The sequence below is a fragment of the Bradyrhizobium sp. SZCCHNGR1005 genome, assembly GCF_032489995.1.
Classification (GTDB): Bacteria; Pseudomonadota; Alphaproteobacteria; order Rhizobiales; family Xanthobacteraceae; genus Bradyrhizobium.
The window spans coordinates 182,853-209,425 of the sequence record NZ_JAUEZC010000008.1 but is presented as its reverse complement, the minus strand read 5'-3'; the positions used below and the strand labels follow the sequence as shown (position 1 = coordinate 209,425).

27 protein-coding genes are annotated in these 26,573 nt (G+C 64.3%); 8 read left to right on the top strand and 19 right to left on the bottom strand.

Annotation, left to right across the window (positions count from 1 at the left end):
• Window positions 1-21: 21 nt before the first annotated feature.
• The 10 genes from QXZ85_RS28085 to QXZ85_RS28040 all read right to left on the bottom strand — a co-directional run bounded on the left by QXZ85_RS28085 (window position 22) and on the right by QXZ85_RS28040 (window position 11,321).
• A complete protein-coding gene (locus QXZ85_RS28085; protein ID WP_315705476.1) occupies window positions 22-1,131 on the bottom strand; it encodes a polyamine ABC transporter substrate-binding protein in 1,110 nt (369 codons plus the stop codon).
• A gap of 12 nt (window positions 1,132-1,143) precedes the next feature.
• Window positions 1,144-2,307: an aminotransferase gene (locus tag QXZ85_RS28080; protein WP_315705238.1), complete on the bottom strand. Its 1,164-nt coding sequence runs from the start codon at window positions 2,305-2,307 to the stop codon at window positions 1,144-1,146.
• 8 nt (window positions 2,308-2,315) lie between these two features.
• Window positions 2,316-2,639, bottom strand: coding sequence for a rhodanese-like domain-containing protein (locus QXZ85_RS28075; RefSeq protein ID WP_315768109.1), 324 nt, complete (start codon window positions 2,637-2,639; stop codon window positions 2,316-2,318).
• Between the two features lie 133 nt (window positions 2,640-2,772).
• Complete coding sequence (locus QXZ85_RS28070) at window positions 2,773-4,695, bottom strand: potassium transporter Kup (protein WP_315705236.1); 1,923 nt, start codon at window positions 4,693-4,695, stop codon at window positions 2,773-2,775.
• Between the two features lie 240 nt (window positions 4,696-4,935).
• Window positions 4,936-5,766: a flagellar motor protein MotB gene (locus tag QXZ85_RS28065; RefSeq protein WP_315761805.1), complete on the bottom strand. Its 831-nt coding sequence runs from the start codon at window positions 5,764-5,766 to the stop codon at window positions 4,936-4,938.
• Between the two features lie 32 nt (window positions 5,767-5,798).
• On the bottom strand, window positions 5,799-6,572 hold the full coding sequence (locus tag QXZ85_RS28060) for a motility protein A (protein WP_315705234.1): 774 nt from the start codon (window positions 6,570-6,572) through the stop codon (window positions 5,799-5,801).
• A 188-nt stretch (window positions 6,573-6,760) separates the two neighbouring features.
• Entirely contained in the window at window positions 6,761-7,507 is a 747-nt protein-coding gene (locus QXZ85_RS28055) for an RraA family protein (protein ID WP_409977786.1), read from the bottom strand.
• A 103-nt stretch (window positions 7,508-7,610) separates the two neighbouring features.
• On the bottom strand, window positions 7,611-8,495 hold the full coding sequence (locus QXZ85_RS28050; protein ID WP_315705232.1) for a phosphatidylcholine/phosphatidylserine synthase: 885 nt from the start codon (window positions 8,493-8,495) through the stop codon (window positions 7,611-7,613).
• A 92-nt stretch (window positions 8,496-8,587) separates the two neighbouring features.
• Window positions 8,588-9,286 carry a phosphatidylserine decarboxylase gene (locus QXZ85_RS28045; protein WP_315705231.1) on the bottom strand — a complete coding sequence of 233 codons (699 nt, stop codon included), beginning with the start codon at window positions 9,284-9,286 and terminating at the stop codon, window positions 8,588-8,590.
• An 82-nt stretch (window positions 9,287-9,368) separates the two neighbouring features.
• Window positions 9,369-11,321 (bottom strand): ABC transporter ATP-binding protein/permease, encoded by a 1,953-nt coding sequence (locus QXZ85_RS28040; protein WP_316175242.1) that lies wholly within the window; start codon window positions 11,319-11,321, stop codon window positions 9,369-9,371.
• A 239-nt stretch (window positions 11,322-11,560) separates the two neighbouring features.
• Between QXZ85_RS28040 and QXZ85_RS28035 the strand changes: the two genes are divergently transcribed.
• A complete protein-coding gene (locus QXZ85_RS28035; RefSeq protein ID WP_315705229.1) occupies window positions 11,561-12,163 on the top strand; it encodes a TIGR00730 family Rossman fold protein in 603 nt (200 codons plus the stop codon).
• A 10-nt stretch (window positions 12,164-12,173) separates the two neighbouring features.
• On the opposite strand, the gene QXZ85_RS28030 is transcribed toward QXZ85_RS28035, so the two are convergent.
• The 4 genes from QXZ85_RS28030 to cysS all read right to left on the bottom strand — a co-directional run bounded on the left by QXZ85_RS28030 (window position 12,174) and on the right by cysS (window position 16,295).
• On the bottom strand, window positions 12,174-12,551 hold the full coding sequence (locus QXZ85_RS28030; RefSeq protein WP_315741319.1) for a VOC family protein: 378 nt from the start codon (window positions 12,549-12,551) through the stop codon (window positions 12,174-12,176).
• Between the two features lie 112 nt (window positions 12,552-12,663).
• Window positions 12,664-14,262 carry a citramalate synthase gene (gene cimA, locus QXZ85_RS28025; RefSeq protein ID WP_315729717.1) on the bottom strand — a complete coding sequence of 533 codons (1,599 nt, stop codon included), beginning with the start codon at window positions 14,260-14,262 and terminating at the stop codon, window positions 12,664-12,666.
• A complete protein-coding gene (locus QXZ85_RS28020; RefSeq protein WP_315729718.1) occupies window positions 14,259-14,762 on the bottom strand; it encodes a GNAT family N-acetyltransferase in 504 nt (167 codons plus the stop codon). Before QXZ85_RS28020 ends, cimA begins: the two co-directional genes overlap by 4 nt.
• A gap of 114 nt (window positions 14,763-14,876) precedes the next feature.
• Entirely contained in the window at window positions 14,877-16,295 is a 1,419-nt protein-coding gene (gene cysS, locus QXZ85_RS28015) for a cysteine--tRNA ligase (protein ID WP_315729719.1), read from the bottom strand.
• Between the two features lie 411 nt (window positions 16,296-16,706).
• Between cysS and QXZ85_RS28010 the strand changes: the two genes are divergently transcribed.
• Both QXZ85_RS28010 and QXZ85_RS28005 read left to right on the top strand, forming a co-directional pair.
• Window positions 16,707-17,012: a hypothetical protein gene (locus tag QXZ85_RS28010; protein WP_315705225.1), complete on the top strand. Its 306-nt coding sequence runs from the start codon at window positions 16,707-16,709 to the stop codon at window positions 17,010-17,012.
• Between the two features lie 150 nt (window positions 17,013-17,162).
• Window positions 17,163-18,347: a DUF2865 domain-containing protein gene (locus QXZ85_RS28005; RefSeq protein WP_315761815.1), complete on the top strand. Its 1,185-nt coding sequence runs from the start codon at window positions 17,163-17,165 to the stop codon at window positions 18,345-18,347.
• A 262-nt stretch (window positions 18,348-18,609) separates the two neighbouring features.
• Here the strand turns inward: QXZ85_RS28005 and QXZ85_RS28000 are convergent, their stop codons facing one another.
• The 4 genes from QXZ85_RS28000 to QXZ85_RS27985 form a co-directional block, all read right to left on the bottom strand.
• A complete protein-coding gene (locus tag QXZ85_RS28000; RefSeq protein ID WP_315768111.1) occupies window positions 18,610-20,367 on the bottom strand; it encodes an NAD+ synthase in 1,758 nt (585 codons plus the stop codon).
• A gap of 12 nt (window positions 20,368-20,379) precedes the next feature.
• Window positions 20,380-20,733, bottom strand: coding sequence for a diacylglycerol kinase (locus QXZ85_RS27995; RefSeq protein WP_315705222.1), 354 nt, complete (start codon window positions 20,731-20,733; stop codon window positions 20,380-20,382).
• A 1-nt stretch (window position 20,734) separates the two neighbouring features.
• Window positions 20,735-22,123 carry a class II 3-deoxy-7-phosphoheptulonate synthase gene (locus QXZ85_RS27990; protein WP_315705221.1) on the bottom strand — a complete coding sequence of 463 codons (1,389 nt, stop codon included), beginning with the start codon at window positions 22,121-22,123 and terminating at the stop codon, window positions 20,735-20,737.
• Between the two features lie 265 nt (window positions 22,124-22,388).
• Entirely contained in the window at window positions 22,389-23,156 is a 768-nt protein-coding gene (locus QXZ85_RS27985) for a DUF4336 domain-containing protein (RefSeq protein ID WP_316175245.1), read from the bottom strand.
• 167 nt (window positions 23,157-23,323) lie between these two features.
• On the opposite strand from QXZ85_RS27985, the gene QXZ85_RS27980 reads away from it, so the two are divergent.
• The 5 genes from QXZ85_RS27980 to QXZ85_RS27960 are packed head-to-tail and all read left to right on the top strand — an operon-like array spanning window position 23,324 to window position 25,143.
• Window positions 23,324-23,647 (top strand): metalloregulator ArsR/SmtB family transcription factor, encoded by a 324-nt coding sequence (locus QXZ85_RS27980; protein ID WP_315741325.1) that lies wholly within the window; start codon window positions 23,324-23,326, stop codon window positions 23,645-23,647.
• On the top strand, window positions 23,644-24,054 hold the full coding sequence (locus tag QXZ85_RS27975) for an SRPBCC domain-containing protein (RefSeq protein ID WP_315705218.1): 411 nt from the start codon (window positions 23,644-23,646) through the stop codon (window positions 24,052-24,054). The genes QXZ85_RS27980 and QXZ85_RS27975 overlap by 4 nt, the downstream gene beginning before the upstream one ends.
• A gap of 29 nt (window positions 24,055-24,083) precedes the next feature.
• Window positions 24,084-24,323: a hypothetical protein gene (locus QXZ85_RS27970; RefSeq protein WP_316175303.1), complete on the top strand. Its 240-nt coding sequence runs from the start codon at window positions 24,084-24,086 to the stop codon at window positions 24,321-24,323.
• Between the two features lie 14 nt (window positions 24,324-24,337).
• On the top strand, window positions 24,338-24,763 hold the full coding sequence (locus QXZ85_RS27965; RefSeq protein ID WP_315705217.1) for a DUF1801 domain-containing protein: 426 nt from the start codon (window positions 24,338-24,340) through the stop codon (window positions 24,761-24,763).
• Window positions 24,764-24,810: 47 nt separating this feature from the next.
• Window positions 24,811-25,143 carry a hypothetical protein gene (locus QXZ85_RS27960; protein WP_315705216.1) on the top strand — a complete coding sequence of 111 codons (333 nt, stop codon included), beginning with the start codon at window positions 24,811-24,813 and terminating at the stop codon, window positions 25,141-25,143.
• 30 nt (window positions 25,144-25,173) lie between these two features.
• Here QXZ85_RS27960 and gor read toward each other — a convergent pair whose 3' ends face one another.
• Window positions 25,174-26,559 (bottom strand): glutathione-disulfide reductase, encoded by a 1,386-nt coding sequence (gor, locus tag QXZ85_RS27955; protein WP_315705215.1) that lies wholly within the window; start codon window positions 26,557-26,559, stop codon window positions 25,174-25,176.
• Window positions 26,560-26,573: the final 14 nt, after the last annotated feature.

Genomic DNA, 26,573 nt, shown 5'->3' with positions numbered 1-26,573 from the left:
ATCCCGGAATGACGGCGGTAATCACCGCCCGGTCTTCACCCGGGTCCAAAGCCGGTTGATGGTACGCTGGGTGGACGGATCGCGGGCCGTGATGACGAACAGTTTCGCCAGCGTGGCCTCGTCCGGATAGATGTTCTTGTCGGAGAAAATCTTCGGATCGATCAGCTTCTGGCTTGCCAGGTTGCCGTTGGCGTAGGACAGGAAGTCGGAATTCCTGGCCGCGACGTCCGGACGATAGAGATAGTTGATCAGTTCGTAGGCTTCCGCGACGTGCTGCGCATCGGCCGGGATCGCGAGATTGTCGAAGAACATCTGCGCCCCTTCCTTCGGGATCGTGTAACCGATCTCGACGCCGTTCTTGGCCTCGTCGGCGCGGCTCTTCGCCTGCATGATATCGCCGGACCAGCCGACCACGAGGCAGATCTCGCCGGTCGCCAGCGCGCTCAGATATTCCGACGAATGAAACTTGCGCACATAGGGCGCGACCTTGCCGACCGCCTCGGCCGCCTTCTCCAGGTCCGCCTGTTTGGTCGAGTTCGGATCAAGGCCCAGATAGTTCAGCGCGGCCGGAAAAATATCGTCGGCGGAATCCAGCATCTGGACCCCGCATTCCTTGAATTTCGCGAGGTTCTCGGGCTTGAAGACGATGTCCCAGCTGTCGATCCTGGCGCCCGGTCCGAGGATCTTCTCGACCGCCTTGACGTTGTAGCCGATTCCTGTCGTGCCCCACATGTAGTTGGCGGCGAATTGATTGCCGGGATCGTAGGTGGCCAGATGCGCCGTCACGAACGGCCAGGCATTGGCCAGATTGGGCAGCTTCGATTTGTCGAGCGGCTGAAAGATCCTCGCCTTGATCTGACGCTGCAGGAAATACGCGGTCGGAACCACCACGTCATAACCGGATTTGCCGGCCAGCAGCCGCGTCTCCAGCGTCTCATTGGCATCGAACGTGTCGTACACCACCTTGATGCCGGTCTCCTTGGTGAAGTCGTCAAGGACTCCCGGCGCCATGTAGTTCGACCAGTTGTAGAAATTCACGACGCGGTCCGCGCCGAACACCGGCGGCAGGGACAGCAGCAACGCGGCGGCAACGAGGAAATGGAAAGCGCTCTGCTTGCGGCCGCGCGCCATCTTGGTCACCCCCTAGCGTCGGTGGATCGCGTCGGACAGACGCTCGAGTGCGGTGTCGAGGGTTGCATCCTTCTTGGCGAAGCAGAAGCGCACCACCGAGGTCACCGGATCGCGCTCGTAGAAGGCCGAGACCGGGATCGCCGCGACTTTGTAATCCCTCACGATCCGCCAGCAGAACGCCTCGTCGGTCTCGTTGAGACCGAGCGGTGACAGATCGACGGTGAGGAAATAGGTGCCCTGCGCCTTCAGGACCGGAAAGCCGAGGCTCTCCAATCCGGCAGTCAGCCGGTCACGGCTCCGCGCCAGTTCGGCACGCATGTCCAGAAAATAGTCGTCGGACTTGCCGAGCCCATAAGCCACCGCGACCTGCAGATTGGGCGCGGTGGTGAAGGTCAGGAACTGATGCACCTTGGCGGCAACGCGCAACAGCGGCGGCGCGGCGCAGACGAAGCCCACCTTCCATCCGGTCAGCGAGAAGATCTTGCCAGCGGAGCCGACCTTGATGGTGCGCTCGCGCATGCCAGGAATCGTGATCAGCGGGATGTGCTCGCGACCGTCGAAGATCACATGCTCCCAGACCTCGTCGCAGATCGCCACCGCATCGAACTCCTGGCAGTACCGCGCCAGCAGCTCCAGATCCTCGCGCGGATAGACGACCGCGGCGGGGTTGAGCGGATTGTTGAACAGCACCGCCTTGGTCTTCGGCGTGAAGGCGGCGCGCAGCATCTCCTCGGACAGTCGCCAATGCGGCGGCTCCAGCCGCACGAGCCGCGGAATGCCGCCGGCCTGGCGGATGATCGGCAGGTAGGAGTCGTAGACCGGCTGGAAGCAGATCACCTCGTCGCCCGGCTCGACCACGGCCAGGATGGCCGATGTCAGCGCCTCGGTACCGCCCGAGGTGACCATAACTTCGCTCATCGGGTCGAGATCGAGCTTGTGCCAGCGCGCATAATGCGCCGCGATCGCCTGGCGCAACTCCGGCAGCCCCATCATCGAGGGATACTGGTTATAGCCGTTCAAGACCGCATCGGCCGCCGCGCGGCGGATATCCTCCGGTCCCGGATCGTCCGGAAAGCCCTGCCCGAGATTGATCGCGTTGTTGTCGCGTGCAGCCTGCGACATCGCCTCGAAAATGGTGACGGGAAGGTCCGCGAAGACCTTGTTCATCGAAGTCATGAGGCCGCTTAGCCGCCGGTCTTGGTCGGCAGGCCGGCGGCCTTCCAGCCGAGCATCCCGCCTGCCAGATGCTTGTCGTAAGGCAAGCCGGCCGACTGCGCCGCGAGCGAGGCCGTCACCGAGCGCTTGCCGGAGCGGCAGGCGAAGACGACGTCTTTTCCGGCCGGATCGGGAATGGCTTTCGGATCGAACGCCGAAAGCGAGACGACGATTCCATCCGGATAGGCTTCCGCAGCAACTTCGTTCGGCTCGCGGACGTCGACCAGAAGATAACGGCCTTCCGTGATCCCCTTCGCCACTTCCTGCGGCGTCAAATCATGCACCACTGCCACGCCTATCCTCCAACCCTGCCCGGGGCCGTGCTGGCCCCTGTTTGCAAACTCACTCCAGACGATTTGAAAATCAAGCGTCACGGCCGCAGAGCTGCCACAGGGCCACCAAGGCCCGGCGCGGCCGATCCGCCGCCTAGATGGTCACCTGGGTGCCGACCTCGACCACACGCCCGCTCGGGATCTGGAAATAATCGGTGGCGTCGTTGGCCGTGCGGCTCAAGGCGATGAAGAGGTGATCCTGCCAACGCGGCATTCCGGAATGCGCGGCCGGCTTGAGTGCCCGGCGCGACAGGAAGAACGACGTCGACATGATGTCGAATTGCCAGCCCAGCTTGCGGGCGATCGCGAGCGCCCGCGGCACGTTCGGCGATTCCATGAAGCCGAAGCGCAGCGTCACTTTCGAAAAGGTCGGGCTGATCTGCTCGAGCCGTACACGCTCGGAAGGATCGAGGCGCGGCGTCTGTGCGGTCTCGATCGTCAGGATCACATTCTTCTCGTGCAGCACCTTGTAGTGCTTGAGGCTGTGCATCAGCGCGGTGGGTGCGCTCAAGGGATCGCTGGTCAGGAAGACGGCCGTGCCCGCCACGCGCTGCGGCGGCCGCTTCTCGAGCATAGCGACGAGATCGGCGAGCGGGAATTCCAGCTTGCGCGATTTCTCGAACAGCAGCCGACTGCCGCGCCGCCACGTATACATCAAGGTCATGACGAAGCCGCCCAGCGCGAGCGGCACCCAGCCGCCCTCGAGCACCTTGAGCAGATTGGCCGCGAGGAAAGTCAGGTCGAGGAACAGGAACGGGGCGATCAGCGCCGCGGCCGCGATCGGCGACCACTTCCAAACCTTCCACACCACGACGAAGCCCATCATCGCGGTCACCACCATCGTGCCGGTGACAGAGATGCCGTACGCGGACGCGAGCGCGCTGGACGATTTGAACATCAGGACCAGCAGCACGACCGAAGCCAGCAGCAGCCTGGTAATCCGCGGAATATAGATCTGGCCGGAATGGGCTTCCGAGGTGTGGCGGATTTCGAAGCGGGGCAGCAAGCCGAGTTGGATCGCCTGGCGCGTCAGCGAATAGGCCCCCGTGATCACGGCCTGGCTCGCGATCACGGTCGCAACCGTGGCCAGCGCGACCATCGGGATCAGGGCCCAATCCGGAAACATCAGGAAAAACGGGTTCTCGATCGCCTTGGCGTCAGCGATGACGAGCGCGCCCTGCCCCAGATAGTTCAGCGCCAGCGACGGCAGCACGACGAAGAGCCAGGCCGTCTGGATCGGCTTTTTGCCGAAATGGCCAAGATCGGCATAAAGGGCTTCCGCGCCGGTCACCGCCAGGAAGACCGCACCGAGCGTGATAAATCCGATGATTCCGTGATGGAGCATGAACGTCACGGCGAAATACGGATTGATGGCCCATAACACCTCCGGCTGGCGCAAGATCGGCGGGATGGCGGCAATTCCGATCACCAGAAACCAGACCAGCATGATCGGCCCGAAGAAGGCCGCGACCTTTGCCGTGCCGCGCGCCTGCACCGCGAACAGAAGCACCAGAATCAGCAGCGTAACCGGCACGACGTAAGGGTCGAACGCCGCCGTGACCAGTTTGATGCCTTCGACCGCCGACAACACCGACAGGGCCGGCGTGATCACCGCGTCGCCATAGAACAAGGCGCCACTGATGATACCGAGCAGAACGATGACGCCGGCGCCCTTGCTGACGCCCCGTTGCGCAAGCGCCATCAAGGCGAGCGTGCCGCCCTCGCCGTTGTTATCCGCGCGCAACAGGATGACCACGTATTTCAGGGTCACCACGACAATGAGCGCCCACAGGATCAGCGACATCACGCCAAGCACCGCGTGGGGCGCCGCCTCTCCGCCACTGCTGGCGGCCATCACCGCCTCGCGCAGCGCGTAGAGAGGGCTGGTGCCGATATCGCCATAGACCACGCCAATGCTGCCGAGCGTAAGCGCGGCATAGCTGGCGGTGGAATGGGCATTGCCATGCCCACTGGACGCCGGCGTTTCAGCGGGCGTGACTGCGACATTACTGGTCATGGGAACTGGGGCCTCAAAAATGCTTCACGGCACCATGTGCAATGCGACGCGGCTTATAGCCCTGCGCCTGTTGCATAGCCTAGCCCTATTTTGGGCCCGCACCATGCAAAAACGCATAAAACCGCGATCTACGGTACCGATTTCCCGGCGTCGCACGCGAGTTGGGCATCATACCAGCTTACGGGCCTGAGCGCGAAGGGACCCCACCAGGGGACCTTTGCCATTAGCTAGGTGCCCTCATTACGGCTTCAAGTCCGGAGGCAGCGGCGGATCCTCACGCATCAAGGTGATGGTGACGCGACGATTGGCGGCCAGCGACGGATCGTCCGGAAACAAAGGCTGGGTGTCAGCCTTGCCGGACACCGCAAAGATATGGCTGGCTGGAAGCCCTTCCCGCTCCAGGATCTGGCGGACCGCGTTGGCACGATCGGCGGAGAGATCGAACGCACCGTAGTCGCCACGGGGAGCCACAAATCCTGCGGACGTGTGGCCGGTGATCTGGACGCGCAGCGGAGTGGCCTTCAGCGGGGCAGCGAGCTTCTCGACGAGGCGGCGGGTGCGCTCATAGGGAACTTTCGAGCCGTCGGCGAACATCGACCGGCCGTCCTGGTCAACGATCTCCAGATTCAGCCCCTGCTTGGTCTCCTCGAACATGATGTGCTTGGAGATCTCCGTCATCTCCGGCATGTCCTGCAGCGCCTGGCGCAATGACGCGGCCGCCAGCGCGAACTGGCGGTCGGTCTTGAGCTTCGCGCCATTGGTGAAGCTGCGCTCTTCCTGTTCGGGGCTCGGTTCGCGCGAGGTTTCCTCCGGCGAGATATGCGCGGCATTCTTCAGGCGCGGCCGGGTGGGCAGGCCATCCGATTCCACGATCCCGGAGTACCGCGATTCGGTCTGCACGCCGAAGGCATCGCGCATGGAGCCGGCGACGACCTTCAGCTTGGCATTATCCATCGTGGAGAACGCAACCAGCATCACGAAGAAGCTGACCAGCAGTCCCATCAAGTCGGCGAAGGTCACGAACCAACCGTGACCGCCGCCATGCGCATCGCCGCGCTTTTTCTTGGCCATCCCTCAAGCCCCCGGATTGCCGCTGCGCGCCCTCAGGCGGGCACCGGCTCGCCTTCCGCATGGCGATGCTTCTCCGGCAGGTAAGCCAGCAGCATTTCGCGGACCAGGGCTGGGCTCTTGGAATCCCGGATCATCAGGATGCCGTCGATGATCAGGGTGCGGTTGGTCTCCTCGTCGAGCAGCTTGCCGTGCAGCTTGTCGGCGATCGGCAGGCAGAACAGGTTCGCCACCAGCGCGCCGTAGAGGGTGGCGAGCAGCGCGGTGGCCATGAACGGACCGAGCTTGGACGGGTCGGTCATGTTGGCGAACATCTGCACCATGCCGATCAGGGTGCCGACCATGCCGAAGGCCGGGGCACAGTCGCCGATGGCGCGATAGATCTTGCTGCCCTCGTCCAGGTGCATCAGGAAGTTGTCCCGGTCGCGCTCGAGATTGTCGCGGATGAATTCGAGGTCGTAACCGTCGGCGACGTAGCGGATGCCCTTGGCCAGGAACGGCTCGTCGGTCTCCACTTTTTCCAAACCGACCGGCCCCTGCTTGCGGGCGATCTCGGCGATACGGGCCAGTTCGTCGACCAGGTCGCGCGCCGACAGCCGGCTCATGGTGAAGGCGAACCTGATGCCGAGCGGCACGCCATGCAGGATCGCATTGAGCGGAAAGCGGATCATGGTGGCCGAGAACGAACCGCCGAAGATAATGATGGCGGCGTGTTCGGAGACGAACATCTCAAGATTCCCGCCGAGGAGCATCATTGTCGCGATGACAACGATGCCCGCCACGAGCCCTGCGCCCGTCATAATATCCATGAGCTTACTCCACCCGCGTACGCGAACCACCGGCCATGCTGGACGGACGCGGTCGTGCGGAACCGCGTGGAGGAAACCCTACGGATGCGCCATTAAGGACGAGTTACCGATTTTAGTAGGCATAACAGCCGGTAAATGAAGAGCGGCCCGCCAGCGCGGGCTGCTCCGTTCAGGCGGAAGCTAAGCGATCAGTGAATCTCCGCCGAGCGCTTCAGCGCCTGCTTGAGCTTCTCGAGCGAGAAGTCTGCAGCGCGCGCGATCTCCAGGATTGGCGTTTCGCGGCGAGCGCAGAGCTCCGCGGCTTCCGGCAGCTTCGGCGCGAGATCGTGCGGAATGACGATCGCGCCGTGGCGATCGGCGTGGACCAGATCGTCCGACCGCACGGTCATGCCGGCGACGCGGACCTCGCCGCCGAAGCTCTCGGCGTGGACCCAGGCATGCGACGGACCGATCGAGCCGGCCAAGGCCTGAAAACCCGGCGCCCACTGCGGGATGTCGCGGATCGAGCCGTCGGTGACGACGCCGAGGCAGCCGAGTGCCTTGTGGACGGCGCTCTGCACCTCGCCCCAGAAGGCGCCGTAGCCGACATCCGGACCATCGATATCCTGAATCACGCAGATCCGCGGACCGAATCCGGTGCCGACATATTCGTAATAGGCGGTGCGGCGTCGGGCCTGCTCTTCCACGGAGATTCCAGGCTTCACCACCGAGCGAATGGTCACGGTGCGCGCATAGCCGACCATCGGCGGCAAATCCGGAAACGGGCAGACCAAAGGCTTGGTGGTGTAGCCGATCAGCCGCCGCTCGGGCGCCACGATCTCCATCGCGTTGCAGATCGTGGGGGTGTCGTAGCGCGTCAGCGCCTCGAGCACGGAAGGATCGAGCGGGGCGGCAGAACTGGTCACGGGCGTTTTCTCCGGGCTGGCGGGCGGCATTCGAGGCCGCCCTTCGAGCCGGTATAGACGACGCCAGCACATGGGCAAAGCGGCGGGCGCGCATACGCGCCCGAGTTCATTTGCAGGAGTTTAGTGCAGGAGTTCAGTGCAGCCGTTCCGGCGGCTGCTCCTCGTCGCCGCCATGGCTCAGCGGAGCCTGGAACGAGGTTGCAGGCGCGGCCGGCGCATTCGCCGCGGCCGCCGCGCCGACCGCCGCGGAATGCCGTATGGCCTGCTCGCGATACGATCGCCAGCCGAGGGGCAGGCTCAGCAGGTACAGGATCGAGCCGGCCGACAGGATCTGCCAGGGATAGACCACCAGCAACGCCACGAAGAAGACCACCCCTACAAAGACCACCAGCACCAATTCCGGCGGCACCCGCATCCGTATCGTCTTTCCAGAGAACACCGGCAGCCGCGACACCATCAAAAATGCGATCAACAGCGTATAGAACGCCGTCAGCAGCGCCGGCGGCTTCGGTGTGCCGAGGAAGGCCAGATAGATCGGCAGCAGCACGGTGATCGCGCCAGCCGGCGCCGGCACGCCGGTGAAGAAGTTCGCCGCAAAGGGCGGCTTGTTGGGATCGTCCAAGGTGGCATTGAAGCGCGCCAACCGCAGGCTCATGCTGATGGCAAAGACCATCGCGGCGATCCAGCCACTATCGTGCAATTCGTTCAACTGCCAGAAATAAAGCATCAGACCGGGCGCGACGCCGAAATTCACGAAATCGGCCAGGCTGTCGAGCTCGGCACCGAATTTGGACTGCCCTTTGATCAGCCGCGCGATCCGTCCGTCGATACCGTCGAGCGCGGCCGCAAAGACGATCGCGGCGACCGCGAGCTCCATCCGCCCTTCGGTCGACAGCCGGATGGCCGTGAGCCCGGCACAGATCGCCAGCAACGTGATCATGTTGGGGACGAGCATCCGCACCGGGATCGGCCGAAACCGGCGGCGGCGGATGTCGGAAGCGTTCGGATCGTAGGTCATGACAGGGCCATATAGCTCACCGGTCGCTGCGGCGCCATTGCCGCGATCCCGGAGCCTCCCAAGCCAATACGTCGTTCTCGCGGCTCAGGGGTTCAAGCGGTCCGGAAACTGAGCCCGGAGTTCACCTCATTGAAATCGGCCAGAATGGTCTCGCCCGCGATCGCGGTCTGCCCTTCCGCAACCAGCGCCGTGGTCCCCTCCGGCAGATAGACGTCGAGCCGCGAGCCGAAGCGGATCAGGCCGAAGCGCTCGCCTGCCCCGACGGTCTGGCCCTCGCGCACGAAAGAGACGATCCGGCGGGCGACGAGGCCCGCGATCTGCACCACGCCGACGCGGCCATGGGGCGTCGTGATCAGAAGCGAGTTGCGCTCATTGTCCTCGCTCGCCTTGTCGAGCTCGGCATTGATGAAGGCGCCCGGGCGGTAGGCGATCCGGTCGATCCGACCCGCGATCGGGCTCCGGTTCACATGGACGTTGAACACGCTCATGAAGATCGAGATGCGCGGCAGCGGCTGGTCGCCGAGCCCGAGTTCGGCGGGCGGCAGCGCACGTGTGATCATCGAGATGCGACCGTCCGCGGGCGCCACGACCAGGCCGTCGCGCTGCGGAGTGACCCGGATCGGGTCGCGAAAGAACAGTGCGCACCAGACCGTGAGCACGGTGGCGATCCAGCCCAGCGGCGTCCAGATCCAGAACAGGATCAGACTGACCAGCGCGAAGCCTCCGATGAACGGATAGCCCTCGGGATGGATCGGCGGGATCTGGGCACGAATGGAATTGCTGATCGACATGGCCTGTTTCGTTGGCTGTTGTCCCTGTCTGCCTATTGATGCAGGCAGGGAAGGTCAAAATGAATCATTTGGAAGGCGGCGATTATTCGGCCGCCGTTGCGAGCGGGTCATTGAGCGGCGGCGGCCGGCTCTCGGAGGCATCGCGATCGTCATCGACTTGTGCGAGCCGTTCGCGCGCAGCCTCGGCCTCGCGCTGCCGATTCCACATGCTGGCATAGAGGCCGCCCAGGGCCAGCAGCTCGCCATGGGTACCGCGCTCGGCGATGCGCCCCTGGTCGATCACGATGATCTCGTCCGCCGCGACGATGGTCGAAAGCCGATGCGCGATCACCAATGAGGTACGGTTGCGCGAGACGCGCTCGAGCGCCTCCTGGATCTCGTGCTCGGTATGACTGTCGAGCGCCGAGGTGGCCTCGTCCAGCACCAGGATCGGCGGTCCCTTCAGCACCGTGCGTGCAATCGCCACGCGCTGCTTCTCGCCGCCGGAGAGTTTCAAGCCGCGCTCGCCGACCTGGGCGTCGTAGCCCTTCGGCGCCATCCGGATGAAGCTGTCGATCTGCGCCAGCCGTGCCGCCTCTTCGACCTCGGCGTCGCTGGCATCCCATCGGCCATAGCGGATGTTGTAGCGGATGGTATCGTTGAACAGCACGGTATCCTGCGGCACCATGCCGATATTGTCCCGCAGCGAGGCCTGGGTCACCCGGCGGATATCCTGGCCGTCGATCAGGATACGGCCGCCCGAAACATCGTAGAGCCGGAATAGAAGCCGGGAGATGGTCGATTTGCCGGCACCGGAGGGACCGACGATCGCGACCGTCTTGCCGGCCGGTACATCAAAGCTCAGGCCTTTGAGGATCGGCCGCTCCGGCTCGTAGGCGAAGCGCACATCCTCGAACCGGACGTGACCCGACGTCACGACCAGCGGCTTGGCGCCGGGCGCATCCTTGACCTCCGCATCGCGCGACAGCACGCCGAACATCATTTCGATATCGATGATCGCCTGCTTGATCTCGCGATAGACCATGCCCATGAAGTTCAGCGGCTGATAGAGCTGGATCAGCATGCTGTTGATCAGGACGAAATCGCCGACCGTGTTGCGGCCCTCGCGAACGCCATAGGCACACATCAACATCGCGGCCGTGAGGCCGATCGTGAAAATAACGGCCTGCCCGGCATTGAGCACGGCCAGCGAGGTATAGGTCTTCACGCTGGCCCGCTCGTAGCGCTCCATCGAGCGGTCGTAGCGCTGGGCCTCCCGCGCCTCGGCGCCGAAATATTTCACCGTCTCGTAGTTCAACAGCGAGTCGATCGCCTTGGTGTTCGCTTCGGTGTCCGAATCGTTCATCCGGCGCCGGATCTCGATGCGCCACTCGGTCGCGATGTAGGTGTAGTACAGATAGGCCCCGACCATCGCCAGCGTCACGAGCACATAACGCCAGTCGAATTGCCAGAGCAGGACGGCACTCAGCAGCGAGACCTCGACGATGGTCGGGATCAGCTGCAGGATCACCATGCGGACGATGGTCTCGATCGCGTTGCGGCCGCGCTCCAGCACCCGCGTCAGCCCGCCGGTCTTGCGCTCCAGATGGAAGCGCAGCGACAATTCGTGCATGTGGACGAAGGTGATGGTGGCGAGCTTGCGTACCGCATGCATCGCCACCCGTGCGAAGATACCGTCGCGCCACTGCGTCAGCACCGCCATCAGGATGCGCATGGCGCCGTAGCTTGCGGCCATGATCAGCGGCGAGGCAACCAGCCAGGCCGTCCAGTTCGACGGTGCAATCGGCGCAGTGTCGGCGCCGGTCAGCGCGTCGATCGCCCATTTGAAGGTGAAGGGCACCGCCAAGGTCGCGAGCTTCGCTGCGAGCAGCAGCACCACCGACCATGCCACCCGCCGCTTCAGGTCGACGCGATCGCCCGGCCAGATATACGGCCACAAATGCCTCAGGGTTCCGGCAAGCGTCCCCTGCTCCAGAGGAGCGCGCGCGGGCTGCGGCGCGTCACCGGTATGCGGAGGCAAGTCAGACGGAGCCATCAAGAAACCTGGAACAGCGTGGATCGTGGGATGTTGTGATGCGACGTAGTGCTGCCGTCATATAGAGCGTCTGATCGGCGCCTGCACCCTCGCGCGGAGTAAATCTGTCGCGGCGGCGCAGTATTTGCACGGCGTTCGCGGATCGCATTTGCTGCTAGACTTTGCTCGAGCTGGCGCAAATGCGAATCAACTGCCAGTCCCGTCTTGACGCCTCTATGCTGCAATGCCAAACATTTAAGATGACCGAAATCCGCACCGTCTGTGTCTATTGCGGCTCCGGCCCGGGCACCCATCCCAGTTTTATCGAATCCGCAAAGGCCCTCGGCAAGATCTTCGCCGAGAACGGGGTCCGGCTCGTTTATGGCGGCGGATCGGTCGGCATGATGGGCGCGGTCGCCAGATCCGTGCTCGACCATGGCGGCAACGTCACCGGCATTATCCCGGACTTCCTGGTCAAGAAGGAAGTGATGATGCCGCTCAAGGATCTCATCATCACGCCCGACATGCACGAGCGCAAGCGGCTGATGTTCGAGCACTCGGACGCCTTCGTGGCGCTGCCTGGCGGCGTCGGGACGCTGGAAGAGCTGGTGGAGCAGCTGACCTGGAAACAGCTCGGTCGCCATCAGAAGCCGATCCTGCTCGCCAATATCGAGGGGTTCTGGGAGCCGCTGTTTGCGCTGCTCGCGCATATGGGCGAGACCGAGTTCATCCGCCCAGGCTTCTCCATCGACCTTCTGAAGGCCGAGCGCGTCGAGGACATCCTGCCGCGCCTGCAGGCGGCGGCCGCGCGCGTCGCCAAGGAAGCCACCCAGATGGAGCCGGAGATCGCCAAGCGGCTCTGAGGCTTGGGGCTTACTCCGAGGGAAATGTGACGGCCTCGATGCGGTTGCCATCGGGGTCGAGAATGAACGCCGCGTAGTAGCGCACACGATCGTGCGGCCGCAGACCCGGCGCGCCATCGGATGCACCGCCGGCCTCGAGCGCGGCGGCATGGAATGCATCGACCTCGGCGGTGGTCTTGGCGCGCAGGCAGATGTGCGTGCCGCTCTCGGCGACGACGCGCGGCATGCCGGCGCGGAGGTTGATCCAGAATTCCGGGTAAGCCTTGCCGAAACCGACCGTCGCGGGACGGCTGACCAGGCGCGCCAGCCCGAGGGCGGCCAGTGTCGCTTCATAGAAGCGCGCAGCGCGGTCGAGATCGCTGACACCGACAGAGACGTGGTCGATCATGGTGGTCCCCTCTTCCCTCCGTCATTGCGAGCGAAGCAAAGTAATCCAGACTGCCTCCATTGTACCAGCCTGGATTGCTTCGGCGCTTCGCGCCTCGCAATGACGAATACCCTCACCCCGGCGCGCCCGATTTCACCAGCTTGTAGAATACCGAGTCCATCAGCGCCTGGAACGAGGCGTCGATGATATTGGGCGACACGCCGACCGTGGTCCAGCGCTCGCCCTGCTCGTCCTCGCTCTCGATCAGGACCCGGGTGACCGCCTCGGTGCCGCCATTGAGGATACGCACGCGATAGTCGATCAGCTTCAATCCTTCGATGTAGCGCTGATACTTGCCGAGGTCCTTGCGCAGCGCGACGTCGAGCGCATTCACCGGGCCATTTCCCTCCGCGGCCGAGATCAGCCGCTCGCCGGCGACATCGACCTTCACCACCGCCAGCGCCACCGTCACGCGCTCGCCCCGCGCGTTGTAGCGCTGCTCGACATTGACGTCGAACTGCTCGACCCGGAAATATTCGGGCACGCTGCCGAGCGTGCGGCGCGCCAACAGTTCGAACGAGGCGTTGGCGGACTCATAGGCATAGCCGGCCGCCTCGCGCTCCTTCAACTCCTCGACCAGCCGCGTCAGCTTGGGATCGCTTTTCGAAAACGGAATGCCGGCACGATCCAGCGTCGCGATCACGTTGGAGCGCCCGGCTTGGTCCGAGACCAGCACCTTGCGGTGATTGCCGACGCTTTCGGGCAGCACATGTTCGTAGGTCTGCGGATCCTTCAGCACGGCTGAGGCGTGGATGCCGGTCTTGGTGACGAAGGCGCTCTCGCCGACGTAAGGCGCATGCCGGTTCGGCACACGGTTGAGCATGTCGTCCAGCGTGCGTGATGCCTTCATCAGACCCGCGAGCTGCTGGTCGGACACGCCGATCTCGAAACGGTCGGCAAAATCGCGTTTCAGCTTCAAGGTCGGGATCAGCGAACAGAGATTGGCATTGCCGCAGCGTTCGCCGAGGCCGTTCAGCGTGCCCTGGATCTGCCGCGCCCCGGCGCGCACCGCGGCGAGCGAATTGGCCACGGCCTGCTCGGTGTCGTTATGGGCGTGGATGCCGACGTGATCGCCGGGGACGTGTCTGACCACCTCGCCGACGATCGCCTCGATCTCATGCGGCATGGTGCCGCCATTGGTGTCGCACAGCACCACCCAGCGCGCGCCGGCGTCATAGGCGGCCTTCGCGCAAGCCAGCGCAAACTCCGCATTCTCCTTGTAGCCGTCGAAGAAATGCTCGCAATCGAGCATCACCTCGCGCCCCGCGGCTTTGGCCGCGCTCACGCTGTCGCGGATCGAGGCAAGGTTCTCCTCATTGGTGGTCTCGAGCGCGACCCTGACCTGGTAGGCGGAGGATTTGGCGACGAAGCAGATCGCATCCGCCTTGGCGTCCAGCAGCGCGACGACACCGGGGTCGTTCGAGACCGAGCGGCCGGCACGCCGGGTCATGCCGAAGGCGGTGAAGCGGGCGTGACCGAGCTTCGGCTTCTCGGCAAAGAATTCGGTGTCGAGCGGGTTGGCGCCGGGATAGCCGCCCTCGACATAGTCGATGCCGAGATCGTCCAGCAGGCGCGCGATCACCTGCTTGTCGGCGAGCGTGAAATCCACACCGTTGGTCTGCGCGCCGTCGCGCAAGGTGGTGTCGAATAGATAGAGCCGTTCCCTGTTCATGGCTGCGCTCCGGAGCCGCCGAGCTCTTTCTTCATGGTGGTGTTGGCAAGCCATTCGCCGTTGATCGTCACGCTGTTGCGTTGTTGCGCCGCGTAGCCGCGCTTCTTGAAGAAATCGATCGCGGTATCGCTGGCATCGACGGAGATGGTCTTGGTGCCGCGAGCGCCGGCGAGCTTCTCCAGGGCGTCACAGAGCAGCGTACCGACGCCCTGCCCGGCCACGCTCGGATGCACATAGAGCATGTCGACATGGTCGTTCCCCTTGAGCGCGGCGAAGCCGACCGGCGAGCCCTGCATCGTCGCGATCAAGGTCAGCTCGGAAGCAAGCTTCTTGCCGAAGGCCGCTTCATTGTCAGCCACGGAAGCCCAGGCCTCCTGCTGGTCCTCGCTGTAATCGTCGCCTGTCAGCTCCTGGATCGCGGCGACAAAGATCGTGGCGAGCATGGGCGTATCGGCGGCGAGAAAGGGCCGCAGCGCTGCCTTCGGTAGAGCCTGTCCCATATCCTCACCACAAGCCGTAAAGTTTCGTCACCAGCGCCACCGCGCCCGCGATCAGCGCCAGCTTCAGCAGGATGTAGTACAGCCAATGCCGCGGAAAAGGCGTGTCGGGCCGGCTCATCGCGCGATCTCCCAGGTTGTGACCGGCTTTCCGTCCGGCCCCTTGCCGTCCTTCAGCACCACGCCCATCGCCGCAAGCTCGTCACGGATGCGGTCGGATTCCTTGAAGTCCTTGCGGGCGCGCGCAGCGGTGCGTGCCGCGATCAGGCCATCGACCTGTGCGGCGTCAATGCCACTCGCCTGCTGCTTGCGGGCGTCCCATTGCGCCACACTCTCAGACAGGAATCCGAGCAATCGCAGCGAACCCGCGAAGGTCGCGCGATCGTCCTCATGACCCACGGCAGCCTGGCCGCGCAATCCGTGGAGCAAAGCGATCGTCTGCGGCGTATTGAGATCATCGCATAACGCCTCAATGACTGCATCGGCCGGGCGTCCGCCGGGAACATCGCCTGCGATGCGATACCAATCATCGAGCGCCTTCGCACTCTCCTCCAGCCCCTTCAGCGTCCAGTCGATCGGCGACCGGTAATGCGTCTTCAGCATGTTGAGACGCAGGACCTCGCCCGGCCAATCAGCGAGCAGTTCGCGAATGGTCACGAAGTTGCCGAGGCTCTTCGACATCTTCTCGCCCTCGACCTGCAGGAAGCCGTTGTGCATCCAGACGTTCGCCATGCGCGACGTGTGGAAGGCACAGCAGCTCTGCGCGACCTCGTTCTCGTGATGCGGAAAGACGAGATCGATGCCGCCGCCATGGATGTCGAAGGTCTCGCCGAGATGCTTCCACGACATCGCCGAGCATTCGATGTGCCAGCCGGGCCGCCCCTCGACCTTGATGCCGGCCGGCGACGGCCAGGACGGCTCGCCCGGCTTGGATGGCTTCCACAGCACGAAATCCGTGGCGTCGCGCTTGTAGGGTGCGACGTCGACGCGGGCGCCGGCGATCATCTCGTCGAGCGAACGGTTCGCAAGCGCGCCATAGCGCGGCAGCACCGAATTCGCCGCGTTCATCGCTCCCGGCGAGAACAGGACGTGGTCCTGTTCGACATAGGCAAAGCCGCCGGCGACCAGCTTCTCGATGATGGCGCGCATCTCGGCGATATGTTCGGTCGCGCGCGGCTCGATCGTCGGGCGCAAGCAGCCGAGCGCATCGACGTCGTCATGGAACTGCTGCTCGGTCAATTCCGTGACCTTGCGGATCGCCTCGTTCAGCGGCAGGCCGGGATAGTCACGCGCGGCGCGGTCGTTGATCTTGTCGTCGACGTCCGTGATATTACGGACGTAGGTGACGTGATCGGCCCCATAGCGATGCCGCAGCAGCCGGAACAGCACATCGAAGACGATGACCGGCCGCGCATTGCCGATGTGGGCGAAGTCATAGACCGTCGGCCCGCAGACATACATGCGGACATTGTTCGGATCGAGCGGCACGAAGCTGCGCTTCTCCCGCGACGAAGTATCGTACAGACGCAATTCCATCGACCCGTTCCCAGAAGCCTCGGTCTGCGACGCAATCGCGACAGCGATGGTCGGACCGCAGGCGTTAGCTGACCCCTGACCTGCCCCTTGCCCTCGCCACGGGCTCGGCCGGATGCGACCGCGCATGGCGCAAAACAACAAAAGCCCGACCTACCGGCCGGGCGTCCTGATCATCTCTGTTGAGAATAGACAGCCTCAGCCAGCGAATCGCTAGCGCGTAATCTCGCGGCAAATGCAGCAAATGGCGAGGAGGCCGTTCATGGAAATCACCATGGGCTACGCGGGTGTTGCCGTCAAGGGCCGCAAATCGGCCACCTTCGCCGCCCAAATGCTCGCGCCCCGCCGCCTGGTTAATCATTGTTAACCCCTTCGATCTACAGTTGCGGGCATTCTCCCAACGCTTGGTGCACCATGCGATTCCTCTCGACTGCGCTCGCCTGTGTCCTCGTCGTTGCCGCAACCATAGCCCACGCGGAAAGCCGCATCTTCATCATCGCCAACGAAGCCGACGGCTACGGCGTCGACCAGTGCCTGGCGAAGGGCGACAAATGCGGCGCGCCTGCGGCCCGTTCCTATTGCCAATCACGTGATTTTGCACAGGCCTCCTCCTATCGCCGGGTCGACCCGGACGAGATCACCGGATCGGTGCCAAAACCGGCTGCAAACTGCCCCCGTGGGGCCTGCGGCGAGTATGTCGCGATCACCTGCCAGCGCTGAGCTGCAGGGAACAGGCGGTTCCCGCCACGGCAGCGCCTCGGAAACGGCGTGACGCTGCCGAACAAAGCGGCTATGGGAAGCCGGTCTCGCCGCGATTTTTCCGCGTTCTGTGCTTACTCCCGCGGCACCCATAGACCGGAATACCGCATCTTGATCGCTTCCTCTTCTTCGCGCCTGCTCGCCTGCGCCACGCTGCTTGGATTGGTTCTGATCGGCTCCGACGCCCTCGCCCAGTCCGCGCCCGAACCCTACCCGCAGAGTCCGGGACAGCCCCCCGCGCAGCCGGCGGTGAATCCGATCTGCCCGCGGCTCGAAGCGCAGCTGGCCTCGATCGATCGCGGCGGAGGCGATCCCGGCAAGGAGGAGCAGATCCGCCGCTACCAGGAGGCGGCCGCCAAGCAGCAGGCCGAGCTCGACCGCGTCACCATGCAGGCCAAGCGGATGGGCTGCGAGAGCACGGGCTTCTTCTCGCTGTTCAACGGCCGTTCCGCCGAATGCAGCCCGGTCAACACCCAGATCCAGCAGATGCGGTCCAATCTCGACCAGATCACCGGCAGCCTCGAGCGCCTGCGCGGCGGCGGTTTCGGCGGCGGTTCGGATCGCGACAATCAGCGCCGCTCCGTGCTGGTCGCGCTCGGCCAGAACAATTGCGGCCCGCAGTATCAGCAATACGCCAATGCCGCCCGCAGCAGCAGCGGACCCGGCAACTTCCTGACCAACCTGTTCGGCGGCGGTGGCGACATCAACGCCAATCCCGCCGCCTCCCTGCCGCCGCCGAGCGCGGATCTCGCCGCGCCCACCGGCACCTACCGCACCGTCTGCGTGCGCAGCTGCGACGGCGCCTATTTCCCGATCTCGTTCGCCACCGTGCCGGGGCGCTTTGGCGATGACGAGCGGGCCTGCAAGGCGCAATGCCCGGCCGCTGACGCCACGCTGTTCACCTATCGCAATCCGGGCGAGGACATGAACCAGGCGGTGTCGATCAACGGCCAGCCCTATACGTCGCTGCAAAACGCGTTCAAATATCGCACCGAGTTCAATCCCACCTGCTCCTGCAAGGCCCCGGGCCAGACCTGGGCAGACGCGCTGAAGTCCATCGACGACAAGGCTGCGGCCGAGCAGCAGGGTGACATCATCGTCACCGAAGAGAGCGCCAAACGGATGCAGCAGCAGCGCCAGACCACCAAACCCAACCCGGCAGGGGCCAGGAAGGGCGCCGTGCCTGCTCCGGCCGACACCGTGACCTCGCCCGCTGCAACGCCCGACACCACCGCAACAGGTGCGGACAACAAGCAGATCCGTACCGTCGGCCCGACCTTCATCCCGGCGCGCTGAGCGGCGGCTTCGCCGGAGCGAAATATTCGGGGGCCTCATGGTTCGAGACGCGCGGCTTCGCCGCGCCCTCACCATGAGGGTCTCCGATTTTACGGCGAAATGCCCCCTCGTCCTGAGGAGCTCGCCGGAGGCGAGCGTCTCGAAGGACGGCCGCGCGGGCGAGATTATCAGCCAAATTGTGTGCGATGGCCCTGCCGCAGAGAGTAGATGCGACTGAATTGTCGCCAGGGATTCGAATGAGCCAAACCGCAACGGTTATCGCTCAACCTTCGAACGCGTCGATCGAGGCGCGGCCGCCGCGCGAGACCAACGCCTCATCCGCGGACGGCGCCGCTTCCGCCGTGTCGCGAAAGCGGTTGGTGATGGGGTAGCGGCGGTCGCGACCGAAATTGCGGCTCGAGACCTTCACACCCGGCGCGGCCTGCCGGCGCTTGTATTCGGCCCTCGCGAGCAACTGGTCGATCCGCACCACGGTGTCGCGATCGAAGCCGGCGGCGACGATCTCGGCCAGCGGCTGCTCCTTCTCCACCAGCCGTTCAAGGATGGCATCCAGCACATCGTAAGGCGGCAGCGCGTCCTGATCGGTCTGGTTCTCACGCAGCTCCGCGCTCGGCGGCCGCGTGATGATACGTTCGGGAATCACCGCGCCTGCCGGCCCCAGCGCCCCCTCCGGCTTCCAGCCGTTGCGCAAGGCGGCGAGGCGAAACACCGCGGTCTTGGTGATGTCCTTGATCGGATTGAAGCCGCCATTCATGTCGCCATAGAGCGTGGCGTAGCCGACCGACATCTCGGACTTGTTGCCGGTCGTCACCAGCATCGCCCCTCGCTTGTTCGAGAGCGCCATCAGGATGGTGCCGCGGGTGCGCGCCTGCAGGTTCTCCTCGGTGACATCGGGCGAAAGACCGGCGAACGCGCCCGACAGGATCTTTTCAAAGCCTTCGACGGCCTCCGCGATCGGCAGCACCTCGTAGCCGATGCCGAGATTGGCCGCGAGCAGCGCGGCGTCGTCTTGCGAGATTTGCGCCGTGTAGCGATAGGGCAGCATCACGCCGCGCACGCGATCTGCACCGAGCGCATCGACGGCCATCACGGCGCAGAGCGCGGAATCGATCCCGCCGGAGATGCCGAGCAGCACCTCCGCAAAGCCGTTCTTGCTGACATAGTCGCGAAGGCCGAGCACGCAGGCAGCGTAATCGGCCTCGTCGCCTTCGGGCAGACTGGCAACCGGTCCTGCGCAATGCCAGGTGTCCCCGTCCCTGCTCCAGGTCAGGGTCGTGATGCTTTCAGCGAAGGCAGGCAGTTGCGCCGCGACCGACAGGTCCGCGTTCAGCACGAACGAGGCGCCGTCGAACACCAACTCGTCCTGCCCGCCGACCTGGTTGAGATAGACCAGCGGCAGGCTGCTCTCGGTGACGCGGGCCACCGCGACCGAGAGCCGCAGATCGTTCTTGTCGCGGCTATAAGGCGAGCCGTTCGGGACCACGACGATCTCGGCACCGGTCTCGGCCAGGGTCTCGACGACGTTTTCGTAGTCCTCCGACTCCTCGAGCCAGATGTCTTCGCAGATCGGCACACCGATGCGCACGCCACGCACGCTGACTGGACCGGCCGCAGGTCCTCGCGCGAACAGCCTCGCCTCGTCGAACACCCCGTAATTCGGCAAGTTCGCCTTGAAGCGCAGGGCGGCAATCCGCCCGTCAGCGAGCAGTGCGCAGGCATTGTAGAGCCTGCCCTCCTCCACCCAGGGCGTGCCGATCAGCATCGCCGGACCGCCATCGGCGGTCTCCCGTGCCAGGTTCTCGATTGCTGCACGACAGGCCGCTGGGAATGCCGGCTTTGCCACCAGATCCTCCGGCGGATAGCCCGCGATGAACAGCTCCGGCAGCACCATGAGGTCGCTGCTATCAGCCGCAGCTTTCACACGCGCCGCGCGCGCCTTGGCAGCATTGCCCGCGATGTCTCCGACAGTCGGATTGAGCTGCGCCAGCGTGATCCTGAAACTGTCCGCCGGTGCGCTCATGGGATCGTCACCTCAGAGAATGCCGAACCGCTCGGCGAGCGCGAACAGCCAAAAGCTGCCGGCCATCAACAGCGCGACGCCCACCGCAGCCGAGCCGAGATCCTTGACCCGACCGATCTGCAGGTCATGGTCGGTGGTCAGGCGGTCGGCAAGCTTTTCGATCGCGGTGTTCAAGAGCTCGACCACCAGCACCAGCATGACCGTGCAGAACAGCTCGACCGAGCGCATCGGCGTCGCGCCAATCACGTAAGCGAGCGGCAGCGCCAGCAGGAGCGCGACAACCTCCTCGCGCACCGCCTGCTCGGAGCGGACCGCGAACATCAGCCCATTGCGCGAGTTGAGCGTCGCGCGCCAAAGTCGCAGCACGCTACAATCCCGCAACCGCCGGCATCGGCGCGGCCTTGCCGCCGCGCTGCTGCTTCAACAATTCGGCGATCAGGAACGCCATGTCGATCGACTGTTCGGCATTGAGGCGCGGATCGCACACCGTGTGATAGCGGTCGTTGAGATCCTCGTCGGTGATGGCCCGGGCACCGCCGATGCATTCAGTGACGTCCTTGCCGGTCATCTCCAGATGGATGCCGCCGGCATGGGTCCCCTCCGCCGCATGGATCGCGAAGAACGCCCTCACCTCGGACACGATGCGGTCGAACGGCCGCGTCTTGTAGCCTGAGGTCGAGGTGATGGTGTTGCCATGCATCGGGTCGCACGACCACACCACCTTGCGCCCCTCGCGCTTGATGGCGCGGATCAGCCCCGGCAAGTGGTCGCCGACCTTGTCGGCGCCGAAACGGTTGATCAGGGTCAGCCGCCCCGGCTCGTTGTCCGGGTTGAGCACGTCGAACAGCTTCAACAGCTCATCCGGCTTCAGCGACGGGCCGCATTTCAGCCCGATCGGGTTCTTGATGCCGCGGAAATATTCGATGTGGGCGTGGTCGAGCTGGCGGGTGCGGTCGCCGATCCAGATGAAATGGCCGGAGGTCGCGTACCAGTCGCCGGTGGTGGAATCGACCCGGGTGAAGGCTTGCTCATAGCCGAGCAGCAGCGCCTCGTGGCTGGTGTAGAAATCGGTGGCGCGCAGCTCCGGATGGCTCTCCAGATCGAGGCCGCAGGCGCGCATGAAGTTCAGCGCCTCCGAGATGCGATCCGCGAGCTCCTTGTAGCGGCGGGACTGCGGGCTATCCTCGACGAATCCCAGCATCCATTGATGCACGCTGCCGAGATTGGCGAAGCCGCCGGTGGCGAACGCGCGCAACAGGTTCAAGGTCGCGGCCGACTGCCGGTAGGCGTCGAGCTGGCGCTGCGGATCGGGGGTACGCGCCTGCCGCGTGAAGGCGATGTCGTTGACGATGTCGCCGCGATAGCTCGGCAACTCGACGCCGCCCATCTTTTCGGTCGGCGAGGAGCGCGGCTTTGCGAACTGGCCGGCGATGCGCCCGACCTTCACGACCGGCACCGCGCCGGCATAGGTCAACACGACCGCCATCTGCAGCAGCACGCGGAAGAAGTCGCGGATGTTGTTGGCGCCGTGCTCGGCAAAGCTCTCGGCGCAATCGCCGCCTTGCAGCAGGAAGGCCTCGCCGGCAGCCACCCGCGCCAGCGCCTTCTTCAGGTTACGGGCCTCACCGGCGAACACCAACGGCGGGAACGTGGCGAGCTGCGCCTCGACCTCGGCCAGGGCCTTTTTGTCAGGATAGACCGGCATTTGCTGGACCGGCTTGGAACGCCAGCTCTCCGGGGTCCACCGCTCGGACATCGCCTTCCACTCCTTCAAGCAAAAACCGCAGGTTTTCCGTCACTTGCGGAGGCCGCCTTATACACAGCCTGCCCCTGAACTGCCACTTGGATTTAGGTGATCAGGGCAAAGCATTGCAACAGAAGGCGTATTCCATTCTGCTCCCTAGCGAGAGGAGCTGGAGTTGAGCTTGCAGCCGATCTTCGTCCTCACGAGCGCACGCGATACTGCGCCTCGTGCTGCGCAAGGCCCCCGACGAACCGCTCGCTGTGCCGCCGCTGCCGGCTCATTTGAGCAGCCAAGCGAACGCGTTGCGCAGCACTGCAGCACCGTTGGTCTCGTGCCACTTGCCGTGCGCGATGACGATCCGCTCTGGATGCCACGCGATCATGGTCTCGACCGCGGCGCGCAGTTGCGCGCGGTGCCGCCACGTGAAGGTCAGACCCAGGTCGCGCGGCAACCCGCCATAAGGCGGCTTCACGCCGCCGATCCAGGTCAGATAGGTCATCCATCCGCGGCCGACCTTGGCCGGCTCGAAATTCTCGATCAGGTCGGTCAGGATCAGCGTGCGCGATGCGAGATGAAAGAACTCGACCTCGGTCATGTAGCTGCCGACGACCGGCAGCGTGGCGATCTCCTCGTCCCACGGGTACCCATCGGCATGATGGAGCGGCAGGCTCGCAAAGCTGATCCGGCGCTCCGTCTGCTTGTCCGCCTGCTCGCGAATGCGCGGCGCCAGATAGACCAGCGCATCGGGAAAGACGGCATGCCATTCCGGAAGCCACCAATAGTGGATGCGGTTGGGGCCGATGAGAAAGCGCACCCGGCCTTCGCGTTCGATCTGTGCGCGCAAGTCCGGCGTGAGCGGCGTCGGCGAGTGCACGAACAATCCGCCTGAGGCCAAACGTATCACCGTCATCCGGGTCGGGAACGGAAGCTTCAACCCGGGGAACCCAAAACGGATAGTCGGTCCGTCGACGATCCAGACGTTGTCGGCGATCGGCTTCAAGGTGTTCAGCGGCGGATAGGTCGCCGTCGACGCGCTGTGCGCCATCCCAAGCTCTCCTGCTCTCCTGCTCCCCTGCTGCACCGGCTCAAGCGCCGGCGCAGACGGGCGGTTCCGACGCATGGTGCCAGGCGGATGCCGTCAGGTCTCCCCGCTTGACGTTCTCATAACTCTCTGGTTATACATCAATCCATAACCAATTAGTTATTGATCAGATGTCGAACAGCCCCGACCTCCTGTTCAGGACGCTCGCCGATCCAACCCGGCGCGCCATCTTCGAGCGCCTGTGCCGCCAGGGCGAGCAGACCGTCGGGGCGTTGACCGCTTCGGCCGGCGTCTCGCAGCCCGCGGTTTCCAAGCATCTCGCGATCCTGAAGCAGGCTGGACTGGTGAACGATCGCCACGAAGGCCGCCAGACGCATTACAGCGCGCAGCTCCGCGCGTTGAGGCCGCTGATCGACTGGACCCAGCAGATGACCGGCTTCTGGGAGAGCCGGTTCGACGACCTCGAAAATCTACTCAGGAGGATGGACCAATGACCGATACCGCGACCGATACACGCACCGTTATCGTCGAACGGGATTTTCAGCATCCGCCCGAAAAGATCTGGCGCGCGCTCACCCAGCCGCATCTGATCGCGGAGTGGCTGATGAAGAACGACTTCCAGCCGGTCGCGAACCATCGCTTCACGCTGAGTGCGGACTGGGGCGCCGTCGCTTGCCAGGTGACGACCATCGAGCCGAACAGGACGCTGTCCTACACCTGGGCGGCGCTTGGCCTCGATAGCGTCGTCACCTGGACGCTCACGCCGACGCCTGCGGGCACTCGTCTGCGCATAGAGCAAACGGGCTTCCGGTCCGATCAGCGGCAGGCCTATCACGGCGCCCGCCATGGCTGGCCGAAGTTCTTCGACAATCTGGAGCAAGTGCTGGCGCGGGAGGACTGAGTGCCACAAACGATCGCCCACTGACTGCAATCGGTTACGAGGAGAAGCTCGAGTTCAGCTGGAGCCGTTGGATCAGGCAGGGCCACCGCTGGATCTCGATCGCCTTCGTCGTTGCCGTCATCATCAACATCATTGCTCAGATGCAGGGGCAGGCAGCAGTGTGGATCGGCCTCCTGGCATTGATCCCGCTGGTCCTGCTGCTGCTGACCGGCCTTTACCTCTTTGCCTCGCCATACACGACAGCGCGGCGCGCGGGACGCATCGGCTGATGGGAGCACGAGCGATGACGGGCACACCATCCAAGGCCGCCAAGAAAGCCGCAAAGGCAACCACCGACGACTCCCCTGCCCGGATGATCGACGCGCGCATCGCAGAGCTCGACGACTGGCGCGGCGAGAGGCTGGCGCGGATCCGAGCCCTGATCAAAGAAGCCGATCCAGATGTCGTCGAGGAATGGAAGTGGCGCGGCGTTCCCGTATGGTCGCATGGCGGGATCATCTGCACCGGCGAGACCTACAAGTCGGTGGTGAAGCTGACCTTCGCCAAGGGCGCCGCGCTGGACGATCCGTCGGGCCTGTTCAATGCAAGCCTCGACGGCAACGTCAGGCGTGCGATCGATGTTCGTGAAGGCGACAAGATCGATGAAAAAGCGTTCAAAGCCCTCATCCGCGCCGCGGTGAAGCTGAACACGTCGAAGACCAAGCGCTGAGCCTACGCGACAGTCCGGCAGACTGCAGCCTCAACACGATGCATCCAATGTCCCTCGACCTCATTGAAGTGAGAGCTAAAATTCGGTTGCTGCCAAGTGCGGAGAGCGGCCGGACCCAACCTGTACGCGGCAGCTACCGCCCGAACCACAATTTCTCCGGCGCGGACAATCGCGATATGACCGTCGGAGTCATCGACCTGCCCGAAGGTATGGACCTGCATCCAGGCGAAAGCATCGACCTGCTCGTCAAGTTTCTGAACTGGCCGGGTCTCGACAGTCAGATCTATCCCGGGCGTGAGTGGCGCATCCAGGAAGGCTCAAAGCTGGTAGGTATCGGGACGATCATTGAGATAATGGGTACCGACCCGCGAAGTCGGTAGTTCTCGCTTGGCCCGATGCAGAGGCGAGCCCTACTCCGCCGCCTGCCTCACATGCCGCTCGGTCACTGTGCGCATCGTCACCAGCTCTTCGGCGGCGGTCGGATGCAGCGCGATGGTGGCGTCGAAATCGGCCTTGGTCGCCTTCATCTTCACCGCGATCGCGATCGCCTGGGTGAGCTCGGCGGCCATGTCGCCGACGATGTGGCAGCCGAGCACGCGATCGGTCGCCCCGTCGACGACGAGCTTCATCAGCACGCGGGTGTCGCGGCCGGAGAGTGTCGCCTTGATCGGCCGGAAATTGGTCTTGTAGATGTCGACGCGGTCGTAGAGCTCGCGCGCCTGGGTTTCGGTCAGGCCGACGGTGCCGACCTCGGGCTGGCAGAACACCGCGGTCGGAATGTTGTCGTGGTCGACCCGCACCGTCTTGTTGCCGAAGACGGTGTCGGCAAAAGCGTGGCCTTCGCGGATCGCGACCGGCGTCAGGTTGAAGCGATGGGTGACGTCGCCGATCGCATAGATGCTCGGCACCGAGCTCTTCGAGAAATGATCCACCGCGATGCCGCCGTTCACCGGATTGATGGCGACCCCGGCCTTCTCCAGGCCGAGATTGGCGACGTTCGGATGGCGGCCGATCGCGAACATCACCTTGTCGGAGGCGATGCTCGATCCGCTCGACAGATGGGTGGTGTAATCAGCGCCGTGCTTCTCGACCTTGGTGACCGTGCAGCCGGTCAGGATGGTGATGCCTTCCTTCTCCATCTCGGCGCGGACATGCTTGCGGACGTCCTCATCGAAACCGCGCAGGATGTTGTCGCCGCGATAGACGACGGTCACGTCGGAGCCGAAATTGGCGAAGATGCAGGCGAATTCCAGCGCGATATAGCCGCCGCCCTGAATGACGATCCGGCGCGGCAGCTCATCGAAATGGAACGCCTCGTTGGAGGAGACGACGTGCTCGATGCCGGGGATCTCCGCGCCGTGATTGGGCGCGCCGCCGGTCGCGATCAGGATATATTTGGCGCGGACCTTCTCACCGGTCGTCAGGCGGACCGTGTGAGCGTCTTCCAGCACCGCGCGGGTCTTGACGATGCGGGCGCCCGACTTCTCGACATTGGCGGTGTAGGCCGCCTCGAGCCGCGCGATCTCCTTGTCCTTGTTGGCGATCAGCGTCTTCCAGTCGAAGGTCGCTTCCGGAATGGTCCAGCCGAAGCCGGCCGCATCCGCAATCTCCTGGCGGACATGGGAGCCGATCACGAACAGCTTCTTCGGCACGCAGCCGCGGATCACGCAGGTGCCGCCCATTCGGTATTCTTCGGCGACCATCACCCGCGCGCCATAGCCGGCGGCGATGCGGGCGGCGCGTACGCCACCCGACCCGCCGCCGATCACGAACAGGTCGACGTCAAATTCAGCCATCTCGCCCTCGACCT

Coding starts and splice junctions, on each gene's coding strand:
- QXZ85_RS28085 (WP_315705476.1), bottom strand. CDS start 1,131: ATGGCGCGCGGCCGCAAGCAGAGCGCTTTCCATTTCCTCGTTGCCGCC.
- QXZ85_RS28080 (WP_315705238.1), bottom strand. CDS start 2,307: ATGACTTCGATGAACAAGGTCTTCGCGGACCTTCCCGTCACCATTTTC.
- QXZ85_RS28070 (WP_315705236.1), bottom strand. CDS start 4,695: ATGACCAGTAATGTCGCAGTCACGCCCGCTGAAACGCCGGCGTCCAGT.
- QXZ85_RS28065 (WP_315761805.1), bottom strand. CDS start 5,766: ATGGCCAAGAAAAAGCGCGGCGATGCGCATGGCGGCGGTCACGGTTGG.
- QXZ85_RS28060 (WP_315705234.1), bottom strand. CDS start 6,572: ATGGATATTATGACGGGCGCAGGGCTCGTGGCGGGCATCGTTGTCATC.
- QXZ85_RS28055 (WP_409977786.1), bottom strand. CDS start 7,507: ATGCCGCCCGCCAGCCCGGAGAAAACGCCCGTGACCAGTTCTGCCGCC.
- QXZ85_RS28050 (WP_315705232.1), bottom strand. CDS start 8,495: ATGACCTACGATCCGAACGCTTCCGACATCCGCCGCCGCCGGTTTCGG.
- QXZ85_RS28045 (WP_315705231.1), bottom strand. CDS start 9,286: ATGTCGATCAGCAATTCCATTCGTGCCCAGATCCCGCCGATCCATCCC.
- QXZ85_RS28040 (WP_316175242.1), bottom strand. CDS start 11,321: ATGGCTCCGTCTGACTTGCCTCCGCATACCGGTGACGCGCCGCAGCCC.
- QXZ85_RS28035 (WP_315705229.1), top strand. CDS start 11,561: ATGACCGAAATCCGCACCGTCTGTGTCTATTGCGGCTCCGGCCCGGGC.
- QXZ85_RS28030 (WP_315741319.1), bottom strand. CDS start 12,551: ATGATCGACCACGTCTCTGTCGGTGTCAGCGATCTCGACCGCGCTGCG.
- cimA (WP_315729717.1), bottom strand. CDS start 14,262: ATGAACAGGGAACGGCTCTATCTATTCGACACCACCTTGCGCGACGGC.
- QXZ85_RS28020 (WP_315729718.1), bottom strand. CDS start 14,762: ATGGGACAGGCTCTACCGAAGGCAGCGCTGCGGCCCTTTCTCGCCGCC.
- cysS (WP_315729719.1), bottom strand. CDS start 16,295: ATGGAATTGCGTCTGTACGATACTTCGTCGCGGGAGAAGCGCAGCTTC.
- QXZ85_RS28010 (WP_315705225.1), top strand. CDS start 16,707: ATGCGATTCCTCTCGACTGCGCTCGCCTGTGTCCTCGTCGTTGCCGCA.
- QXZ85_RS28000 (WP_315768111.1), bottom strand. CDS start 20,367: ATGAGCGCACCGGCGGACAGTTTCAGGATCACGCTGGCGCAGCTCAAT.
- QXZ85_RS27990 (WP_315705221.1), bottom strand. CDS start 22,123: ATGTCCGAGCGGTGGACCCCGGAGAGCTGGCGTTCCAAGCCGGTCCAG.
- QXZ85_RS27985 (WP_316175245.1), bottom strand. CDS start 23,156: ATGGCGCACAGCGCGTCGACGGCGACCTATCCGCCGCTGAACACCTTG.
- QXZ85_RS27980 (WP_315741325.1), top strand. CDS start 23,324: ATGTCGAACAGCCCCGACCTCCTGTTCAGGACGCTCGCCGATCCAACC.
- QXZ85_RS27975 (WP_315705218.1), top strand. CDS start 23,644: ATGACCGATACCGCGACCGATACACGCACCGTTATCGTCGAACGGGAT.
- QXZ85_RS27965 (WP_315705217.1), top strand. CDS start 24,338: ATGACGGGCACACCATCCAAGGCCGCCAAGAAAGCCGCAAAGGCAACC.
- QXZ85_RS27960 (WP_315705216.1), top strand. CDS start 24,811: ATGTCCCTCGACCTCATTGAAGTGAGAGCTAAAATTCGGTTGCTGCCA.
- gor (WP_315705215.1), bottom strand. CDS start 26,559: ATGGCTGAATTTGACGTCGACCTGTTCGTGATCGGCGGCGGGTCGGGT.